Source organism: Mesorhizobium sp. GW821-FHT07A06 (assembly GCF_059419085.1).
This window is the reverse complement of sequence record NZ_JBWKRC010000004.1, coordinates 377,720-394,479: the sequence shown is the minus strand read 5'-3', so window position 1 is coordinate 394,479 and position 16,760 is coordinate 377,720. Positions and strand designations below refer to the sequence as shown.

Annotated in this window: 16 protein-coding genes; 9 read left to right on the top strand and 7 right to left on the bottom strand. The window is 64.5% G+C overall.

The window, feature by feature from the left end:
- Nucleotides 1-18 precede the first annotated feature (18 nt).
- Nucleotides 19-837 carry an N-formylglutamate amidohydrolase gene (locus AC07SZ_RS16200; protein ID WP_056577632.1) on the bottom strand — a complete coding sequence of 273 codons (819 nt, stop codon included), beginning with the start codon at nt 835-837 and terminating at the stop codon, nt 19-21.
- A 136-nt stretch (nt 838-973) separates the two neighbouring features.
- On the opposite strand from AC07SZ_RS16200, the gene AC07SZ_RS16195 reads away from it, so the two are divergent.
- From AC07SZ_RS16195 to AC07SZ_RS16185, 3 genes are all read left to right on the top strand, one after another.
- Complete coding sequence (locus AC07SZ_RS16195; RefSeq protein ID WP_056577634.1) at nt 974-1,801, top strand: MurR/RpiR family transcriptional regulator; 828 nt, start codon at nt 974-976, stop codon at nt 1,799-1,801.
- Between the two features lie 191 nt (nt 1,802-1,992).
- The gene (locus tag AC07SZ_RS16190) at nt 1,993-3,153 is read left to right on the top strand and encodes an efflux RND transporter periplasmic adaptor subunit (protein ID WP_056577636.1); all 1,161 of its coding nucleotides are present in this window, start codon (nt 1,993-1,995) and stop codon (nt 3,151-3,153) included.
- Nucleotides 3,150-6,281 carry an efflux RND transporter permease subunit gene (locus AC07SZ_RS16185; RefSeq protein WP_494915038.1) on the top strand — a complete coding sequence of 1,044 codons (3,132 nt, stop codon included), beginning with the start codon at nt 3,150-3,152 and terminating at the stop codon, nt 6,279-6,281. Before AC07SZ_RS16190 ends, AC07SZ_RS16185 begins: the two co-directional genes overlap by 4 nt.
- Before the next feature lie 64 nt (nt 6,282-6,345).
- On the opposite strand, the gene AC07SZ_RS16180 is transcribed toward AC07SZ_RS16185, so the two are convergent.
- From AC07SZ_RS16180 to AC07SZ_RS16155, 6 genes are all read right to left on the bottom strand, one after another.
- Nucleotides 6,346-6,756, bottom strand: a complete 411-nt coding sequence (locus AC07SZ_RS16180; protein WP_056577641.1) for a GtrA family protein — start codon at nt 6,754-6,756, stop codon at nt 6,346-6,348.
- On the bottom strand, nt 6,753-7,568 hold the full coding sequence (locus AC07SZ_RS16175) for a ChbG/HpnK family deacetylase (RefSeq protein WP_056577643.1): 816 nt from the start codon (nt 7,566-7,568) through the stop codon (nt 6,753-6,755). Before AC07SZ_RS16175 ends, AC07SZ_RS16180 begins: the two co-directional genes overlap by 4 nt.
- Entirely contained in the window at nt 7,565-8,551 is a 987-nt protein-coding gene (locus AC07SZ_RS16170) for a glycosyltransferase family 2 protein (protein WP_494915036.1), read from the bottom strand. The genes AC07SZ_RS16175 and AC07SZ_RS16170 overlap by 4 nt, the downstream gene beginning before the upstream one ends.
- Nucleotides 8,544-9,740: a glycosyltransferase family 87 protein gene (locus AC07SZ_RS16165; RefSeq protein WP_494915035.1), complete on the bottom strand. Its 1,197-nt coding sequence runs from the start codon at nt 9,738-9,740 to the stop codon at nt 8,544-8,546. Before AC07SZ_RS16165 ends, AC07SZ_RS16170 begins: the two co-directional genes overlap by 8 nt.
- Before the next feature lie 220 nt (nt 9,741-9,960).
- Nucleotides 9,961-10,998 (bottom strand): zinc-binding dehydrogenase, encoded by a 1,038-nt coding sequence (locus AC07SZ_RS16160; RefSeq protein ID WP_494915033.1) that lies wholly within the window; start codon nt 10,996-10,998, stop codon nt 9,961-9,963.
- Between the two features lie 53 nt (nt 10,999-11,051).
- Nucleotides 11,052-12,293, bottom strand: a complete 1,242-nt coding sequence (locus AC07SZ_RS16155; RefSeq protein WP_056577651.1) for an acyl-CoA dehydrogenase family protein — start codon at nt 12,291-12,293, stop codon at nt 11,052-11,054.
- Nucleotides 12,294-12,413: 120 nt separating this feature from the next.
- Here AC07SZ_RS16155 and AC07SZ_RS16150 point away from each other — a divergent pair, with 120 nt between their 5' ends.
- The 6 genes from AC07SZ_RS16150 to AC07SZ_RS16125 all read left to right on the top strand — a co-directional run bounded on the left by AC07SZ_RS16150 (nt 12,414) and on the right by AC07SZ_RS16125 (nt 16,747).
- On the top strand, nt 12,414-13,229 hold the full coding sequence (locus AC07SZ_RS16150; protein ID WP_056577652.1) for an SDR family oxidoreductase: 816 nt from the start codon (nt 12,414-12,416) through the stop codon (nt 13,227-13,229).
- A gap of 39 nt (nt 13,230-13,268) precedes the next feature.
- Nucleotides 13,269-13,754, top strand: coding sequence for a MaoC family dehydratase (locus AC07SZ_RS16145; protein ID WP_019861112.1), 486 nt, complete (start codon nt 13,269-13,271; stop codon nt 13,752-13,754).
- Nucleotides 13,751-14,785 (top strand): phosphotransferase family protein, encoded by a 1,035-nt coding sequence (locus tag AC07SZ_RS16140; RefSeq protein WP_172372201.1) that lies wholly within the window; start codon nt 13,751-13,753, stop codon nt 14,783-14,785. The genes AC07SZ_RS16145 and AC07SZ_RS16140 overlap by 4 nt, the downstream gene beginning before the upstream one ends.
- Before the next feature lie 12 nt (nt 14,786-14,797).
- Nucleotides 14,798-15,574: an SDR family NAD(P)-dependent oxidoreductase gene (locus AC07SZ_RS16135; protein ID WP_494915030.1), complete on the top strand. Its 777-nt coding sequence runs from the start codon at nt 14,798-14,800 to the stop codon at nt 15,572-15,574.
- A gap of 92 nt (nt 15,575-15,666) precedes the next feature.
- Nucleotides 15,667-16,311, top strand: a complete 645-nt coding sequence (locus AC07SZ_RS16130) for a TetR/AcrR family transcriptional regulator (RefSeq protein WP_494915029.1) — start codon at nt 15,667-15,669, stop codon at nt 16,309-16,311.
- A 187-nt stretch (nt 16,312-16,498) separates the two neighbouring features.
- Nucleotides 16,499-16,747, top strand: a complete 249-nt coding sequence (locus AC07SZ_RS16125; RefSeq protein ID WP_056577659.1) for a DUF680 domain-containing protein — start codon at nt 16,499-16,501, stop codon at nt 16,745-16,747.
- Nucleotides 16,748-16,760: the final 13 nt, after the last annotated feature.

The window sequence follows — 16,760 nt, the reverse complement described above, 5'->3', positions numbered from 1 at the left end:
AAGTCCCCTGTTTGTTTTTCAGCTGGCCGATTGGACTGACTTTCTGACTGAATGCGATCTGGGCCGCGTGGCCTCCTCTGGTTCCAGATCCGAAAAAATGCCCGTGAGCAGATCCGCCCATTTCCGCTGCCCGGTCTCGCCGGAGATTTCATCGTTGCGGATTTCGATCATCGCGCAGGGTAGCCCGCGCGAGCGCGCATGCCGTTCCAGCGTGAAATAGACGCGGTCGGCTGGCGAATAGGGTTCGTTGACGCCGACGGTGATGCCGGCAAGCCGCCTGAGCGCCGATATCAGCGGCGAGGCCAGCCGACGGTCCTCATCGTGGATGATGCCGATATGCCAGGGCCGGTCGCGGCCCTTGTAGACGGGCGTGAAGGAATGCACGGAAACCAGCCGGGTCTCCTGGCCGCGCGCCAGCCGTTCCTCGACGATGCGCTCGATGGCGCCGTGAAACGGCTGCCATGACAGGGCGACCCGCGCCGCGCGCTGTTTTTCCGACAGGCCGGCATTGCCGGGAATGACCGTCGTTTCGCTGACCGGCGGCACAAGGTCCGGCGCATCGAGCGGCCGGTTGCAGTCGACGACGAGGCGCGAAATTCGGCTTTCGACCAGCGTCGCATCGAGCGCCTGCGCCATGCGCAGCGCAACCGGCAGCGCGCCGGGATCCCAGGCGATGTGGCGGGACAGGTCCTCGGCGGCAAGGCCGAGCGTACCGAATTCGGCGGGCAGGAAGTTGGAGGCGTGATCGCAGGTGAGCACGAAGGGGCTTGATCCGCCAGGGTTGGTCACCCCCACGGTATCAGACGATGCAAGGCTGGCGGGCCGTGCTTTCTCCATAGTCTGCCGTCCCCGGGGAGCGCTGTATCGTATGTTACGTATTTTGCCTCATTGCGTCCCTATGGATGATTTCATACAGTTTGCCCGGCTTTGTCAAATGCGATCTCGTGGGCGGGGCCAGCGGGTGGGGGAAAACATGATTTCCAGCATTGCCGAACTGATCGCCGACCGCATTGGCGCGATGCCGGCCGGCGAACGGCGCGCGGCCCAGACGCTGATCGCGAGCTATCCGATGATCGGCCTGAAGACGGTCGCCGAATTCTCGGCCGCGGCCGGTGTCTCCTCGCCGACGATCCTGCGCTTCGTGGCCCGGCTCGGCTTTCAGAACTATCCGGAATTCCAGTCGACCCTGCAGGACGAACTGGCGGCGCAATTGCAATCGCCGGCGATACGAACCCTCAACCCGCCCTCGCCCGGCGGCGGCACGGTCTCGCCGATGCTGGAAGCCACGCTCGACAATATGCGCGAGACCTTCCGCCACCTCTCCGACAAGCAGCTTGCCGACATAGCCGCACGGCTTGCCGACCGGCGTGGCAAGACATTTCTGATTGGCGGCCGCTTCACCGACCCGCTGGCGCGCTACATGGCCGCCCATCTTGCCGTTATCCAGCCCGATGTCTTTCACCTCGCCGGCCAGGAGAGCATGTGGCGCGATCGGCTGATCGACATGGGCAAGCGGGATGTGCTGGTGATCTTCGATATCAGGCGCTACCAGGACAGTCTCGTCCGCTTCGCCGAGAAGGCGCACCAGCGCGGCGTCCAGATCGTGCTGTTCACCGATCAGTGGCTGTCGCCGATCGCCCGGTTTGCCCGCCATGTCATCGCCGGACGAACCGCCGTGCCCTCGGCATGGGATTCTTCGGCGGCACTTTTCGTCGTCGCCGAAACATTGATCGGCGCCGTCACAAGACAACTCGAGGCCGACGGCGCCCGTCGCATCCGCGAGATGGAAGGGCTGCGTTAGGCCAATCGCATCCGCTCCAACCGGGCGTCGCGGATTTCACGTTACCGAGATTTAATGTGCACGATTGCGTGATAATTGCCATAAACCGGTGATATCGGGTGTGGCGTGGCCGGTGTTCGCTGCCAGCCCGTATCGTCGCTGCATCCTCTTCAATCTGGAACCGGCAGACGATTCTTGCCGCTGGAGTATCGATGCCGAGCTGGAAACAGATTGTCCTTGCGTTTGTGATCGTGGTCGCCGCCGCGGCCGCATGGGCGCGCTTCTACCCCGGCGCCCCGCAGGTGCTGGCACGCTGGGGTATCGACTGGGCCTATGGCGCGACACCTCCAACGAAAGAAACGGTGGCGGGTGGCTCCCGGCAGACGGGGGGCAACCGCGCCCAGATTGCCACCATCGTTGCATCGCCGGCCGCCTCGGCTGTTATCAACGATCGCCTGCAGGCGATCGGCACTGGCCGCGCCAACGCATCGGTGACCGTCAATCCCTACAGTTCCGGCCGCCTTGCCGAACTGCTGGTCGAGTCCGGCAGCCATGTCGACAAGGGACAGATCATCGCGACGCTCGATTCCGAAACTGAGATCATCGCCCAGAACCGGGCGAAACTCGCTTTGCAGGACGCGCAATCCAAGCTCGATCGCGTCAAGTCGCTGCGCGCCTCGAATGCCGCCACCCCGGTGGCGGTGGCCGACGCCGAGGTGACCCTGTCGAATGCCAAGCTGGCGCTCCAGGACGCCGAGCTTGCGCTGCAGCGCCGCTCCATTCTGGCACCGATCGCCGGCACTGTCGGCATCCTGCCGATATCGGCAGGCAACTATGTGACCAACCAGTCGGCGATCGCCACCCTCGACGACCGCTCCTCGATCCTGGTGGATTTCCAGGTGCCCGAGCGCTTCGCCGCCGCCGTCAAGGTCGGCGCTCAATTGACCGCGACGCCGATCGCCAATCCCAGCAACGCCTATACCGGCACGGTTTCAGCCATCGACAACCACATCGACGAGAAGAGCCGCACGCTGCTGGTCAAGGCCAAGATCGCCAATCCGGCTGATTCGCTGCGCGCCGGCATGTCGTTCTCCATCACCATGAAATTCCCCGGCGAGACCTATCCGGCCGTCAGCCCGCTGGCGATCCTGTGGGGGTCGGACGGCGCCTATGTCTGGCAGATCGAGGACGGCAAGGCCAGACGCGTGCCGGTGCGCATCATCCAGCGCAATACCGAGACCGTGCTGATCGACGCGGAGATCGACAGCGGCGACATGGTGGTCACCGAAGGCACTCAGAGCGTCAGCGAAGGCGGTGAGGTTCGCATCGCCGGCCAGGAACAGCGCGCCGCCAACACCGCCGAAGGCTCATGACCGCGCCCGCCAACGCCGCCAGCGATACCGGCTTCACCGCCCTGTTCATTCGCAGGCCGGTCATGGCCTTCGTGCTCAACGTCCTCATCGCGGTTGCCGGCCTCGCGGCCTTTTACGGCGTCGAGATCCGTGAATTGCCCGATGTCGACCGCGCGGTGGTCACCGTTTCGACCACTTTCGAGGGGGCGGCCGCCGAGACCGTCGACCGCGAACTGACCGATACGATCGAAGGCGCCGTTGCCCGTGTCTCCGGCGTCAAGTCGATCTCTTCTTCCTCCTCCTTCGGCTCGAGCCGTGTCACCATCGAGTTCAACGACGGTGTCGACCTCAACGTCGCCGCCTCCGACGTGCGCGATGCCGTTGGCCGCGTCGCCAATCAGATGCCGGACACGGCCGATCCGCCCCGCATCGTCAAGGCCGATGCCAATTCCGACGCAGTGATGCGCTTGGCGGTGACCTCGGACAACATGTCGATCCAGGACATGACCGTGGTGGTCCAGGACCAGATCGAGGACGAACTGGCCGCCGTGCCTGGCGTCGCCGACGTCCAGGTCTATGGCGACCGCGACAAGATCTTCCGCATCGATGTCGAACAGAACAAGCTCGCCAGCCTCGGTTTCACCGTGGCCGACCTCAGGGCGGCCCTTGCCTCGGTTGCTTTCGATTCGCCCGCCGGTTCGATCACCACGACCAACCAGGACCTGATCGTCCGCACCACGGCCGACGTGACCACGCCCGAGGAATTCGAAAACATCATCATCGGCGGCACGACGCGCATCCGCGATGTCGCCACCGTCACGCTCGGCCCCGATGTCGGCCAGACCACGTTGCGTTCCGATGGCAAGACCGGCATCGGTATCGGCATCATCCGCCAGGCGGAATCGAACACGCTGGATATTTCGACTGGCGTCCAGGCCGCCGTGGCCAAGCTGCAGGAAAACCTTCCCAAGGGCATGGCAATCAAAGTCACCAGTGACGACGCCGTCTTCGTCAAGGGCGCCGTGCACGAGGTCGAGATCGCGCTCGGCCTGTCGGTCACCATGGTGCTGATCGTCATCTACGTCTTCCTGCTCGACTGGCGCGCGACGCTGATCCCGGGCCTGTCGATGCCGGTCGCCATGATCGGCACCATCGCCGCCATCTACCTGGCCGGCTTCTCGGTCAACATCCTGACGCTGCTCGCCCTCGTGCTGGCCACGGGCCTTGTCGTCGACGACGCCATCGTCGTTCTGGAAAACATCGTGCGACGGCGCAACGAAGGCATGGGACCACGCGCTGCCGCCGTGCTCGGCGCCCAGGAGGTGTTCTTCGCCGTCGTCGCCACGACGCTGACGCTGGTCGCCGTCTTCGTGCCGATCTCGTTCCTGCCGGGCCAGACGGGCGGCCTGTTCCGCGAATTCGGCTTCGTGCTCGCCATGTCGGTGCTGCTGTCCTGCGTGGTGGCGCTGACGCTTTGTCCGATGCTCGCCTCGCGCATGCTGACGAACGCATCGCTCCATCATGAAGGCGGCCAGGGCATCGGCGCCCGTATCGGTGGTGCGTTGAATGCCGCCTACAAGCGCGCGCTGCACGCCTGCCTCGATGCGCCCTGGATCGTGGTTCTGGTCGCTGTGCTGTTTGCCGGCACCGCCTTCACCCTGTTCGGCACCATCCGCCAGGAACTGACGCCGACCGAGGATCGCGCGGCGGTGCTGCTGCGCATCAATGCCCCTCAAGGCGTCAGCCTCGACTACACGACGCAGCAGATGCAGAAGATCGAGAAGCTGATCCAGCCGATGCGCGATTCCGGCGAGATCCGCTCAACCTTCGAGAATGCCGGCCAGAACGGCTCCTACAATTCCGGCTTCATGGTGATGACGCTCGCCCCTTGGAACGAGCGCAGCCGCAGCCAGCAGGAGATCATGGCCGAGATCAGCCAACTGACCAAGCAGGTGCCGAGCGTGCGCATCTTTCCGGTTCAGCCCAACAGCCTTGGCATCCGCGGCGCCGGCAACGGCCTGCAGTTCGCGCTCGTCGGCAACGACCGCAAGGCGCTTGGCGACGCGGCGGTCAAGATCATCGCCGAGATGCAGAAGGACCCGCGCTTCCAGACGCCGCGCCTGTCGATCGACCCGACGCAGCCGCAGCTGGCCGTCGCCATCGACCGCGAGCGCGCCTCCGACCTCGGCATCGACATCACGGGGCTCGCCAACACCATGCAGGCCATGCTTGACGGCAATGATGTCGTCGATGTCTACATCGCCGACCGCAGCTATGGGGTGAAGCTGGTCTCCACCACCAATCCGATCAACGATCCGACCGATCTGGAAAACGTCTTCCTCAAGACGGGCGACGGCCGCTTCGTGCCGATGTCGACCATCGCCAGGCTGACCGAACGCGCCGTGCCGCCGTCGCTGTCGCGCGAGCAGCAGCAGCCATCGGTGGCCATCACCTCCAACCTCTCGGGCAATTTCGCGCTTGGCGACGCGCTGAGCCGCGCCGAGGAGATCGCCGCGCCGCTCTTGCCGCCGGGCAGCCGCATCCTGCCGCTGGCCGAGGCCGCGACGCTGGGCGAGACCAACAGCGCCATGGTCACCATCTTCGGCTTCGCGCTGGTCATCATCCTTCTGGTGCTGGCCGCGCAGTTCGAGAGCTTCGTCAGCGCCGTCATCATCATGGCGACCGTGCCGCTCGGCCTCGCCTGTGCGATCTTCGCGCTGCTCTTGTCCGGCACCAGCCTCAACGCCTACAGCCAGATCGGCCTGGTGCTGCTGGTTGGCGTCATGGCCAAGAACGGCATCCTGATCGTCGAATTCGCCAACCAGCTGCGCGACCGCGGGCTCGGCGTGCGCGAAGCGATCGAGCAGGCTTCGACCATCCGCCTGCGGCCGGTTATGATGACCATGATCTGCACCATACTTGGCGGCGTGCCGCTGGTGCTGGCCGCCGGCGCCGGCGCCGAGGCGCGCGTGGCGCTCGGCTGGGTGATCGTCGGCGGGCTGGGACTGGCCACCATCTCGACGCTGTTCCTGACGCCCGTCGCCTACCTCCTGCTTGGCCGTTTCGTGACGCCAAAGACCCATGAGGAGGCACGCCTCAAGCGTGAGCTCGAGGAAGCCGCCTACACCAATATGGAGCCGGCGGAGTAGGCAATATCCGGGAAACGGGATGGCTGTTTTTCCGCTCGCGGCTTCGTCAGGGAAGACCGTACCGCTATTTCAGCAGCCGGCCCTCGATCGACCAGCGCGCGGCGAGGAAATTCAGCACTGCCGCCACGATGACACCGCCGATCTTGGCCGGCCACACGCCGGCGATGCCAGCGAAGAGTGCGATCGACAGGCTGGAAACGCCGAGCGAAATCAGCGCCCCAAGCGAGACGAAACGCAGGAAAGCGTCATGCAGCCGGATAGCGTGGTTGCGCTCGAACGACCAGAAGCCATTGGCCACGAAAGAGAAGACGACGGCGATGGACCACGAGACGACATTGGCCGGCAGCGGCGAGACATGCAGCTTGAGCAGGAGGAAAAAGCCGGCAAGGTCGATGGCCGTGTTCGCCAGCCCGACAATGGCAAAGCGGACGATCTTGCTGCCGGTCGAACGGCGGGGCTGGTCCGCGCCGCTCATCCCTTGCCGCCCATGATCTCGACACCGGCGCGGGCCAGGCTCGCGCCGAACGCGTCCGAGGCCAAGACCGAGAATTCCACCTCGCGCACGCCTTGCATCGGGTCGCGTGCCCGCAGCGTCTCGTCGACATGGCCGGGATGGCACATGAACAGGCCCCGTTGCGGCAGTGCTTCGACCGAGGCTTGCAGAACCGGAGCAAATCTTTCGGGTTGCCGCCAGTCGTAGATGCCCGCGAGCGGCTCGAAAACGATGAAGCCGGCGCGCGCCATCGACCGGTTGAAGCCGGCGGCCAAGGCAGCGATTGCCGCGACTTTAGGCGCCACCGCGGCCCCGCCAATTGCCGGGGCACCACGCAGCGCCGGCCTGCCGCCTTCGGAAAACCGCGCCCGCAGCCATGTGCGCACAGCCGGCAGGAAATGCACGTGCTGGTGCCCGTCGATGAAGTCAGGCTGGCGGCCCAACGCCTCGACGAAGCGGTTGTACTGCGCGTCGAGCTCGGCATGGACGTCCCGCGCGTCGACGCGGCCGCGCAGGACCGGCAATGCCAGCGAACGCAGCGGCGGCAGCCGGCCGTCCGGCGCCAGGCTCGACCGGCCGGTGATGGCCGGCTGGTCGGTGAGGGTCAGGTGCAGACCGACCGCCGCGCGGCCGCACAGCGGCTTGATACGCGCCGCCGCGTCAGGCCATTCCGGAAAGCCGGTCATGCAGCTGGTGCCGGTCAGGCGTCCGCGATCGAGCAGGTCGAGAATCCCGGTGCAGACGCCGGGCGCCAGGCCGTAATCGTCGGCGATCAGGCGGATGCGCCGCGTCATGTTCCGGAAGCGCCCGGCGGCCTGTCAGGGGCCATCTCGCCGCGCATGACATCGCGCACGATATAGACCGGCCGGTCCTTGCTTTCCGAGAGCGTGACCCAGACATATTCGCCGATCAGGCCAAGCAAGGTGAGGTTGAGGCCGCCGAGCAGGACGACGGCGACCATAAGGCTGGGATAGCCGGGAACGGCGATGCCGTAGAACATCACCTCGAAGAAGACCTTGGCTCCGTAGACGAGGCCCGCCAATGCCGCCAGCATCCCGCTCAGGCTGATGATGCGCAACGGAATGACGGAAAAGGAGGTAAACCCTTCCAGCGAGAAGGCGATCAGGTTGAGCCGGCTCCATTTCGACGTCCCGGTGGCACGGCTCTCGGGCGAATATTGTATGGCTTTCTGGCGGAAGCCGGCCCAGGCGAACAGGCCCTTGTTGAAGCGCCGCTTGTCGCGCAGGCTCGTCAGCGCGCGCACCACGGCACCACGCATGACGCGAAAATCTCCCGCATTCTCGGGAATGTCGAAACGCTGGCTGCTGTTGATCAGGCTGTAGAAAAGCCGCGCCAGCTGGCTGCGCCGCCAGCTCGCCTCCCGGCGGTCGTTCTGCGCGTAGACGACATCGATATCGGGGTTTTCCACCAGCTCCGCGATCATCTTCAGGCTGGTGTCCATCGAATGCTGGAGGTCGGCATCCATGACCAGCGCCATGTCGCCGCGCGACCGGTCGAGGCCGGCGAGCACCGCGACCTCCTTGCCGAAATTGCGGCTGAGCCGCACGATCTCCCAGGAACCCGACAGCGCCCGCGAAAACCGCTCGGCGCCATCGTCGCGACTGCCGTCATCGACCAGGATCTTGTGGACTGCCATGCCGAAACGCTGCGCCACCGCGGCTTCAAGCTTGTCGAGCAATGCGGCAAAAGCCGATGCCGATTGCGCCTCGTTGAAGAACGGCGCCACGATATCGAGAACAGGCCGCGACTCAGCCATTTGCGACAGGCCTCTCATTCATCATCTTGTCTCGCGTCATCATGTCTCGCGCCCTCTTGTTGCCGGATCTCGCCCAAAACCACCAGATCAGCGAACCGGCGATAAGGGTGACCGCGATCGGCCGGAACCAGGGGTACGTGAAATCCTGGATATGGCGCTCGACGCCCGTCAAGCCTGTCAGGAGCAGCATCACGGACAGCACCGAGGCCAACACGCCGCCTCGTTCCTCGCGCCACAACAGGGCAATAGCGAGACCGGCTGGCACGGCGATCATGGCATAGGTGTTGGGCTCGACGCGCGGGTTGAAGACGCACATGTAGAACGTCGCCGTCAGGAAGATGGCGAGGCCGGCCGTTCCGCGTTCGAGCTTGCGGTCAAACCAGATGACGGCTGAAAGCGTAAACAGGGCCATGACGATGCGCACGATCGTGGCGCCGGATTCCGGGATGGGCAGCCCCATTTTGGTGAACGGCGCCGTGAAGTCGGTGGGGACAAAATGGCTGGTGTTGTCGACCGCCATCGAGGTCAGCATCCCGGCGAAATCACGATATTGGTCGTTGAGATAGCCGGCGGGCGCGAAAGCGTAGGGTAAGGCGAGCACGAACAGCACCGCCAGCACGAGCACCGGTATCAGCCGGAAACGCAGGGCTCCCACCAGCAACAGCATGATGACCGCGGTCGGCTTGGCTATGATGGCAAGCGAAGCCCAGAAAAAGGTTTCGGCGCGCCGTCCTTCGAGCGCCGACAAAGTGAGAAGCCAGCAGGCACCGGTCAAGAGGATAGTCGCCTGGCCGTTACGGATCGCACCCAACGCCATCGGCAGGGCAAGGAACAGCCCGAAGGAAAGCAGCCATGGCAATTCCCCGCCGCCGAGTTTGCGCACCTGCCGCATCGCGGCAAAGGTCAGCGCCGCGAAACCGATAGTATGCCATACCAGGCCGCCCAGATGCGGGCCGAGCTTGACCATCGGAACATAGAGCGCGGCAAAGGCCGGCGCATAGAGATATCCCATCTCGGACTGGATATTGTAGAGCGGCCGGCGGGCCAGCAGCGCCTCGCTGCCGTCTATATAGGCTTGCCAGACCGTCCGCGTATGGGGCGACCACAAGACCAGGACAAGAACGACCAGGAACGCTCCGATCCACAGGCCAAGTCCCAAACGGTCGAAAACCGGCTTGGACATCGTCATCAAGACACCCCAACAACATCCGGGACAGGCTCAGTCGGGCACTGTCCCGGTATTCGATGGCGGCGGCATATCACGGACAAAGCAGCACGGCATAGGGGGCTGAAAGACGCGGCCATCAACTTCGCGGGACGTCGCGGATGGTCAGGCATTGCAACGACCTCGCTGGGAAAGGTGTTCGGAAAGCCTTCTATTTCGCGCTCCCGCACTCCTTCGAACGGCATCAAGGCCGAATGAACACCTTGCCATTGGGCTTGGCGAGCTCCGCCGGCACCCGCGCGATTGCCTCGGCGAGCGGCACGACGGCCGTGACGTCGGTCGACCAGCGTCCGTCGGAAAAACGCTTCTGCGCTTCCAGGATCGCGGGAGCGCGCCGCTCCTTGAATTGCCGCATCCATTCGCTCAGCCAAAAGCCTTCGATATGCTTGTGCTGGAAGATCAACTGGCCGGGCTCGCGGATGACCGTGGCGTCCGTGTCGAGCCGGCCATAGATGATCCAGCGCGCCCGTTTCGGCATGGCATTGAAGATGGCGGAAGCCAGCGGCCCGGTGACAGCATCGAGGAAGATGCGCGGCTGTTCGGCTTTCATCACCTCGCGCAGCGTGGCCTCGAAATCCGGCGCCTTCTCGTTGAGCACATGGGTAGCGCCGATCTCCTTCAACAGCGCGATCTGCTCGTCGCGCCGCACGGTGACGACAGGGCGGAAGCCTTCCTCCCTGGCGAGGCCGATGATCAGCTTGCAGAGCTGGCTGGCGCCGGCGGTCATGACGAAGGCCTTTTCGCCCTCCTGTTTGACGATGTCGAACATGGCGATCGCGGTGAGCGGATTGACGATCATCGCCGCGCCGTCCTCGTCGCGCACCGTGTCGAGCAGCGGAATGCAGGCCGCTGCCTCGGCGACGGCGTATTCCGCCCACGAGCCCCAGTTGCTGAGGCCGGTGGCGAAGGCGACGCGCTTGCCGACGAGGTTTTTCGGATAAGGTTCGTCGCCACCGGCAACGATGGTGCCGACCCCCTCGAAGCCAGCCGGACGGCCCTTGACGCGCGGCTGGCCGTACTGGCCCTTGATGAAGGCGACATCGGAGGGATTGATCGAGGCCAGGCTGACCTTGATCAGCACCTGGCTCGGTCCAGGCGCCGGCACCGCGATGCTACCCCGTTCGAGATAGGGCTCCATCGCCTCGAGCACGCTGCCGCTCGGCGTCCTGGTGTAGCCGTCACCGACCAGGAGCAGCGCCTTCATTTCGGAGGGAATGGTCATTGTCACACTCCTTGGTTGTCAGCGAAATCCGCGAATGCGGCGGGCCGAGCTGATCAAATCTTCTCCTGCGTGTATTTCCTCAGCTCAGTCCGCGCCACCTGGCGGCGATGCACGGCGTCGGGCCCGTCGGCGAGACGCAGCGTGCGCAGATGCGTCCATGAGCGCGCCAGCGGCGTATCCTGGCTGATGCCTTGCGCGCCGAACATCTGCACCGCTTCGTCGGTGATCCTCAGCGCGACGCGCGGCGCGATAACCTTGATCTGGCTGATCCAGGGGGCGGCCGCGCGCGCATCGCCCTGGTCGATCATCCACGCCGCCTTGAGGCAGAGCAGCCGGGCCATCTCGATGTCCATGCGGCATTCGGCGATGATGTCGAAATTGGCGCCGAGTTTCGCGAGGGGCTGGCCGAAGGCCTCGCGTCGCACCGAACGCTGGCACAGCATCTCCAGTGCCATTTCGGCCTGGCCGATGGCGCGCATGCAGTGATGGATACGGCCGGGGCCGAGCCGTCCTTGCGCGATCTCGAACCCCCTGCCCTCGCCAAGAACGAGGTTCGAGGCCGGGACCCGGACATTGTCGAAGCGAAGGTGCATGTGGCCATGCGGCGCGTCATCGTCGCCATAAACCTGCATGGCGCGAACCTTGGTCACGCCCTTTGTGTCCGAAGGCACCAGGATCATCGAATGGCGGCGGTGCCGCGGTTCCTCGTCGCCACCGGTCCGCACCATGACGATATAGATGGCGCAGCGTGGGTCGCCGGCGCCCGACGCCCACCATTTTTCGCCGTTGAGGACGTAGTCGTCGCCCTGCCGCTCGCAACGCATCGAAATGTTGGTGGCGTCGGATGATGCCACGTCAGGTTCGGTCATCAGATAGGCCGAGCGGATCTTGCCCTCGAGCAACGGTTCCAGCCACGTTTTCTTGTGGTCGGCCGAACCGTAGCGTTCCAGCACTTCCATGTTGCCGGTGTCGGGCGCCGAGCAGTTGAAGGTCTCGGCGCCCAAATGCGCCTTGCCCATCTCCTCGGCCAGATAGGCGTATTCGACAGTGGAAAGGCCGTAGCCGCGATCCGAGCCGGTCAGCCAGAAGTTCCACAGGCCGCGCTCCCTTGCGGTCTTCTTCAGCCCTTCGAGGATCTCGCTTTGGCGCGCGCTGTAGACCCAGCGGTCGCCTGCCTTGCCCACTTCGCCCAGGAATTCCTTGTCGAGCGGCATGATCTCGTCGCGCACCATGGCCGCGACGCGGGCGTGGATCGGCTTCAGCCGCTCGGTCATGCCGAGATTCATCTCCGTCATCGGTCGCTAACCCTTCATGCAGGCCGGGCATTTTACCCGTGGCAAGGATGACCGTACTTCGGATAGCCTTGTCAACGCGAACTCTTTGCCCGACGACGAGGCGAAGCGTGGAGGATTGGAATGGCCTATCTCGACGAGCTGTTTTCCGTGGCCGGCAAGACAGCGCTGGTAACGGGAGCGGCAACCGGCATCGGCCGCATGGCGGCAACGGCGTTGGTGAGAGCCGGCGCCGGCGTGATGATCGCTTCGCGCAAGGGCGAGGATTGCATCAAGGTCGCCGCCGAACTGAACGGGCTTGGCGCGCCAGGCCGGGCCGAGGGCTTTGCCGGCGACGTCTCGAGTGAGGCTGGCATCGCCGCACTCGTCGCCGAGGTCAAGGCGCGGACCGGAAAACTCGATATTCTGATCAACAATGCCGGCGTTTCCTGGGGAGCGCCGCTGGAAAATTTCCCTTATTCGGCATGGGCGAAGGTTTTCGGCGTCAATGTCACCGCGGTCTTCCATCTGACGCGCGAATTGCTGCCGCTGCTCGAAGCCGCCGCCAGCGATGGCGATCCGGCCCGGGTGATCAATCTGGGTTCCGTGATGGGCACGCAGCCGCTGGCCGACGATGCCTATTCCTACACGGCGTCCAAGGCCGCGGTGCATCACCTGACGCGTACGCTCGCGCTTGAGTTCGCCGCCCGCCGCATCACCGTCAATGCCTTTGCCCCCGGCCCCTTCCAGAGCCGCATGACGGCCTTTGCCACCGGCACGGATGAGCAGGCCAGGCATGTCGGCAGCCACGTTCCGATCGGCCGTATCGGCGCACCGGATGACATTGCCGGCGCAACGCTCTATTTGTGCAGCCGTGCAGGCAGCTATGTCACCGGCGCCATCCTGCCGATCGACGGCGGGCAGTCGGTGCAGCATGGATTGACCTTGTTCAAGGAATGACATTTTCCGGCCGCAGAAGCCGGAGGTGAACTGGAGGACATGAGCGTGGAACCAATCAGTCTCGATGTGCTTCTGGCCAGTGTCGGCAAGGAAGTCGGCGTCTCACCGTGGCGGGTGGTCACGCAACGCATGATCGACCAGTTCGCGGACGCCACCGACGACCACCAGTTCATCCACTGCGACCCCGAGCGGGCCAAGCGCGAGACGCCGTTCGGCGGCACCATCGCGCATGGCTTCCTGTCGCTGTCGCTGCTTTCAGCGATGACGTTCGAGACCATGCCGCCGCTGGAAAACGGCAAGATGGGCGTCAACCATGGCTTCGATTCGCTGCGCTTCCTGGCCCCGGTGAAGACCGGCGCGCGCATCCGCACCCGTTTCGTGCTGGCCGACGTCAAGGTGAGGCCCTCGGGTTGGGTGCAGACGGCGCACGACGTGACGATCGAGATCGAGGGCTCGAAGAAGCCGGCGCTGACAGCCCGCTGGCTGACGCTGACCCTGATCGAACGCCAGCCCGAGACCGCATGAGCGACGCCAACGCGCTCGACCAGACAGCGCTTGCGCCTTATCTCGAGGCGGAAATCCCGGGCTTTTACGGGCTCGCGTCAATCGAGAAGTTCAAATCCGGCCAGTCCAACCCGACCTATCTCCTGACGGCGGCCAGCGGCCGCTACGTGCTGCGTGCCAAGCCGCCCGGACAATTGCTGAAATCGGCGCATCAGGTCGACCGCGAATTCCGCGTGATGGAGGCGCTGGCCGGCACCGCCGTGCCGGTGCCCCAAATGCTGCATCTGTCGGCGGAGGACTCGCCGATCGGCCGCATGTTCTACGTCATGGATTTCCTCGACGGCCGCATCCTCTGGGATCCGGCCCTGCCCGAGGCGCGCGACAATGACGAGCGCGCCGCGATCTACGACGCCATGAACTCCACGCTCGCCGCCCTGCACGATGTCGAGGTCGAGGCCGTGGGTCTCGCCGATTTCGGCCGGCCGGGCAATTATTTCGAACGGCAGCTGGCACGCTGGACCGGCCAGTATCGCGCCTCGGAAACCGGCACCATCGCCGACATGGACCAGCTGATCGCCTGGCTGGAAACGCACATGCCCGCGGATGACGGCCGTGTCTCTCTTGTGCATGGCGACTACCGGCTGGACAATCTGATCTTCGCGCCGGACCAGCCAAGGGTACTGGCGGTGCTCGACTGGGAACTGTCGACGTCAGGCCACCCCTTCGCCGACATAGCCTATCAATGCATGCAATGGCGTCTGCCGCATGCTTCCGGCTTTCGCGGCCTGGGCGGTATCGACCGCGCCGCGCTCGGGTTACCCTCCGAAGAGGCCTACGTCGCCGCTTATTGCCGCCGGCGCGGGCTGGATGGCATCGGCAACTGGACCTTTTTCCTCGCTTTCTCCTTCTTCCGGTTGGCGGCGATCTGCCAGGGTGTCTACAGGCGCGCGCTGGATGGCACTGCCTCCAACCCCGAAAAGGCCAGGACCTATGGCGAGGCGGTGAAGCTGCTTTCGCGTCTCGCGGCGGAACTGATCGACGAGCAGAGATGATGGGGAGCCATGATGGGCCGCTTTGACGGAGCAACGGTGCTGATCACGGGTGCCACCGGCGGGCTCGGTCGTGGTGCCGCGAAAGGCTTCGCCGCCGAGGGAGCGCGGCTGGTGCTGTCGGACATCGACGAAAGGGCGCTCGCCGATCTCGCCGCGACGCTGCAGGCCGAAACGGCGACGCTTGCCGGCGACATCGCGGACGAGAAACTGTCCGAGGATCTGGTCGGGCTGGCGGTCGGGAAATTCGGCCGGCTCGATGTCGCCGTCAACAATGCCGGCATCGTCCAGAGTTTCGTGCGCCTGCCACAGGTGCCATCGGACGAAGCCCGCCGCGTGCTGGAGATCGACCTGCTTGGCGTCTTCTACGCCATGAAGCACCAGATCCCTCAGATGGAACGACAGTTCAGGTCCACGGCCAAGGGTGGCGCCATCGTCAACATCGCCTCGGCCGCCGGCCTGTCCGGCGCACCGAAACTCTCGATCTACGCCGCCGCCAAGCATGGCGTCGTCGGCCTGACCCGCTCGGCAGCGATCGAATATGCCAGCAAGGGCTTGCGCGTCAACGCCGTCTGCCCGGCGCATACAAGGACGGCGATGGTGGACGGCTTCGTGCGCATCTCCGGCGCACCGGAGGCGGAGGCCCTGGCCGAGCTGACACGGGGCGTACCGATGAGGCGCGTGGCCGAGGTCGACGAAATCATCACCGCCATCCTGTTCGCCGCCGACCCGGCCAACTCGTTCATGACCGGCCATGCACTGGCCGTCGACGGCGGTGTCGGTGCCATCTGAAGCCTGCCGTGTGGGAACCTGTGACGCCCTTGTCCGTTTCCGTACAGCGTATATAATTTAGCCACGCACCAACCCAAGGAAGGCACGGGATCTTGCCGCCGAGCGTCCAGACACGCCGCGAAAAACAAAAGGCCGAGCTGCGCTCTGAACTGGTCGAGGCCGCGCACAAGCTTGTCCAGGAAGAAGGCTATGAGGGCCTGACCATCCGCAAGCTGGCCAAGCGGGTCGGCTATGCGCCGATGTCGGTCTATTCCTACTTCGCCGACAAGCAGGACATCCTGTTCGCGCTGGCAGAGGATGCATTCGAGACCCTTGCCCGCCGCATCGAGGAGCATCCGTCCGACGATCCGATCGAGGCTTTGCAGGCGGTGATGACCGAGTATGCAGCCTTCGGGCTCGGCAACCCCAATGAATACCGCACCGTCTTCATGACCGAAAAGACCAGGCCGCCGGAAGGTCGGAGTTTTGAAGAAATGCACGAGGCCAACCCGGCGATGAAGGTGCTGATCACGCGGGTCGAAGCCTGCGTCGCCGCCGGAAAATTGCAAGGCGACCCACGCGCCATTGCCACCATGCTGTGGGCGGTCGGCCACGGCACGATCTCGCTGCTGATCACCTTTCCCTTCTATCCCTTCGGCGACCCGCATGCTTTCGTGAAACGCATGTGCGATTTCCAACTGGCCGCACTCAGCACGCAGAACGTGCCGCCACTGACCGACACATCGGTCAACTGCTGAACGACATCTCCTTCCTTTCCATGCTTCCTCGCCACCCTTTCGAACCAACCGAGGGTAGATTCTTGGTTAACAAAAGATTTATTGTACACGTACGATCTTGACTTGAACTTCGCGATCGGCGGGCGTATTTGTACGAAATAGCGTACATGTACGGAAAAAATTCAACCGTCGAAATCGGAGACTGACGATGAAAAAGACGCTCCTCACCCTCGCCGCAGTGCTGGCCCTTTCCGGCTCCGCCTTCGCCGCCGGTGCCCCCCAGCCGGTCAAGCACCTACCGGCCACGACCTGCATCGACACCAGGACCAATGTGAAGCTCGATTGCGCATCGACCGGCTCGGTCGAGAAGAAGGCCGCCACGGAAAACAAGGCCGAAGACAAGGGCCCGCGCCTCGGCATCAGCATCAATCCCTGGATCGTGCCCAGCACGTTCTAAGAGCAATTCCAGG

Coding starts and splice junctions, on each gene's coding strand:
- AC07SZ_RS16195 (WP_056577634.1), top strand. CDS start 974: ATGATTTCCAGCATTGCCGAACTGATCGCCGACCGCATTGGCGCGATG.
- AC07SZ_RS16150 (WP_056577652.1), top strand. CDS start 12,414: ATGGCCTATCTCGACGAGCTGTTTTCCGTGGCCGGCAAGACAGCGCTG.
- AC07SZ_RS16175 (WP_056577643.1), bottom strand. CDS start 7,568: ATGACGCGGCGCATCCGCCTGATCGCCGACGATTACGGCCTGGCGCCC.
- AC07SZ_RS16155 (WP_056577651.1), bottom strand. CDS start 12,293: ATGACGGAGATGAATCTCGGCATGACCGAGCGGCTGAAGCCGATCCAC.
- AC07SZ_RS16180 (WP_056577641.1), bottom strand. CDS start 6,756: ATGAGCGGCGCGGACCAGCCCCGCCGTTCGACCGGCAGCAAGATCGTC.
- AC07SZ_RS16165 (WP_494915035.1), bottom strand. CDS start 9,740: ATGACGATGTCCAAGCCGGTTTTCGACCGTTTGGGACTTGGCCTGTGG.
- AC07SZ_RS16170 (WP_494915036.1), bottom strand. CDS start 8,551: ATGGCTGAGTCGCGGCCTGTTCTCGATATCGTGGCGCCGTTCTTCAAC.
- AC07SZ_RS16135 (WP_494915030.1), top strand. CDS start 14,798: ATGGGCCGCTTTGACGGAGCAACGGTGCTGATCACGGGTGCCACCGGC.
- AC07SZ_RS16125 (WP_056577659.1), top strand. CDS start 16,499: ATGAAAAAGACGCTCCTCACCCTCGCCGCAGTGCTGGCCCTTTCCGGC.
- AC07SZ_RS16145 (WP_019861112.1), top strand. CDS start 13,269: ATGAGCGTGGAACCAATCAGTCTCGATGTGCTTCTGGCCAGTGTCGGC.
- AC07SZ_RS16160 (WP_494915033.1), bottom strand. CDS start 10,998: ATGACCATTCCCTCCGAAATGAAGGCGCTGCTCCTGGTCGGTGACGGC.
- AC07SZ_RS16190 (WP_056577636.1), top strand. CDS start 1,993: ATGCCGAGCTGGAAACAGATTGTCCTTGCGTTTGTGATCGTGGTCGCC.
- AC07SZ_RS16185 (WP_494915038.1), top strand. CDS start 3,150: ATGACCGCGCCCGCCAACGCCGCCAGCGATACCGGCTTCACCGCCCTG.
- AC07SZ_RS16200 (WP_056577632.1), bottom strand. CDS start 837: ATGGAGAAAGCACGGCCCGCCAGCCTTGCATCGTCTGATACCGTGGGG.
- AC07SZ_RS16140 (WP_172372201.1), top strand. CDS start 13,751: ATGAGCGACGCCAACGCGCTCGACCAGACAGCGCTTGCGCCTTATCTC.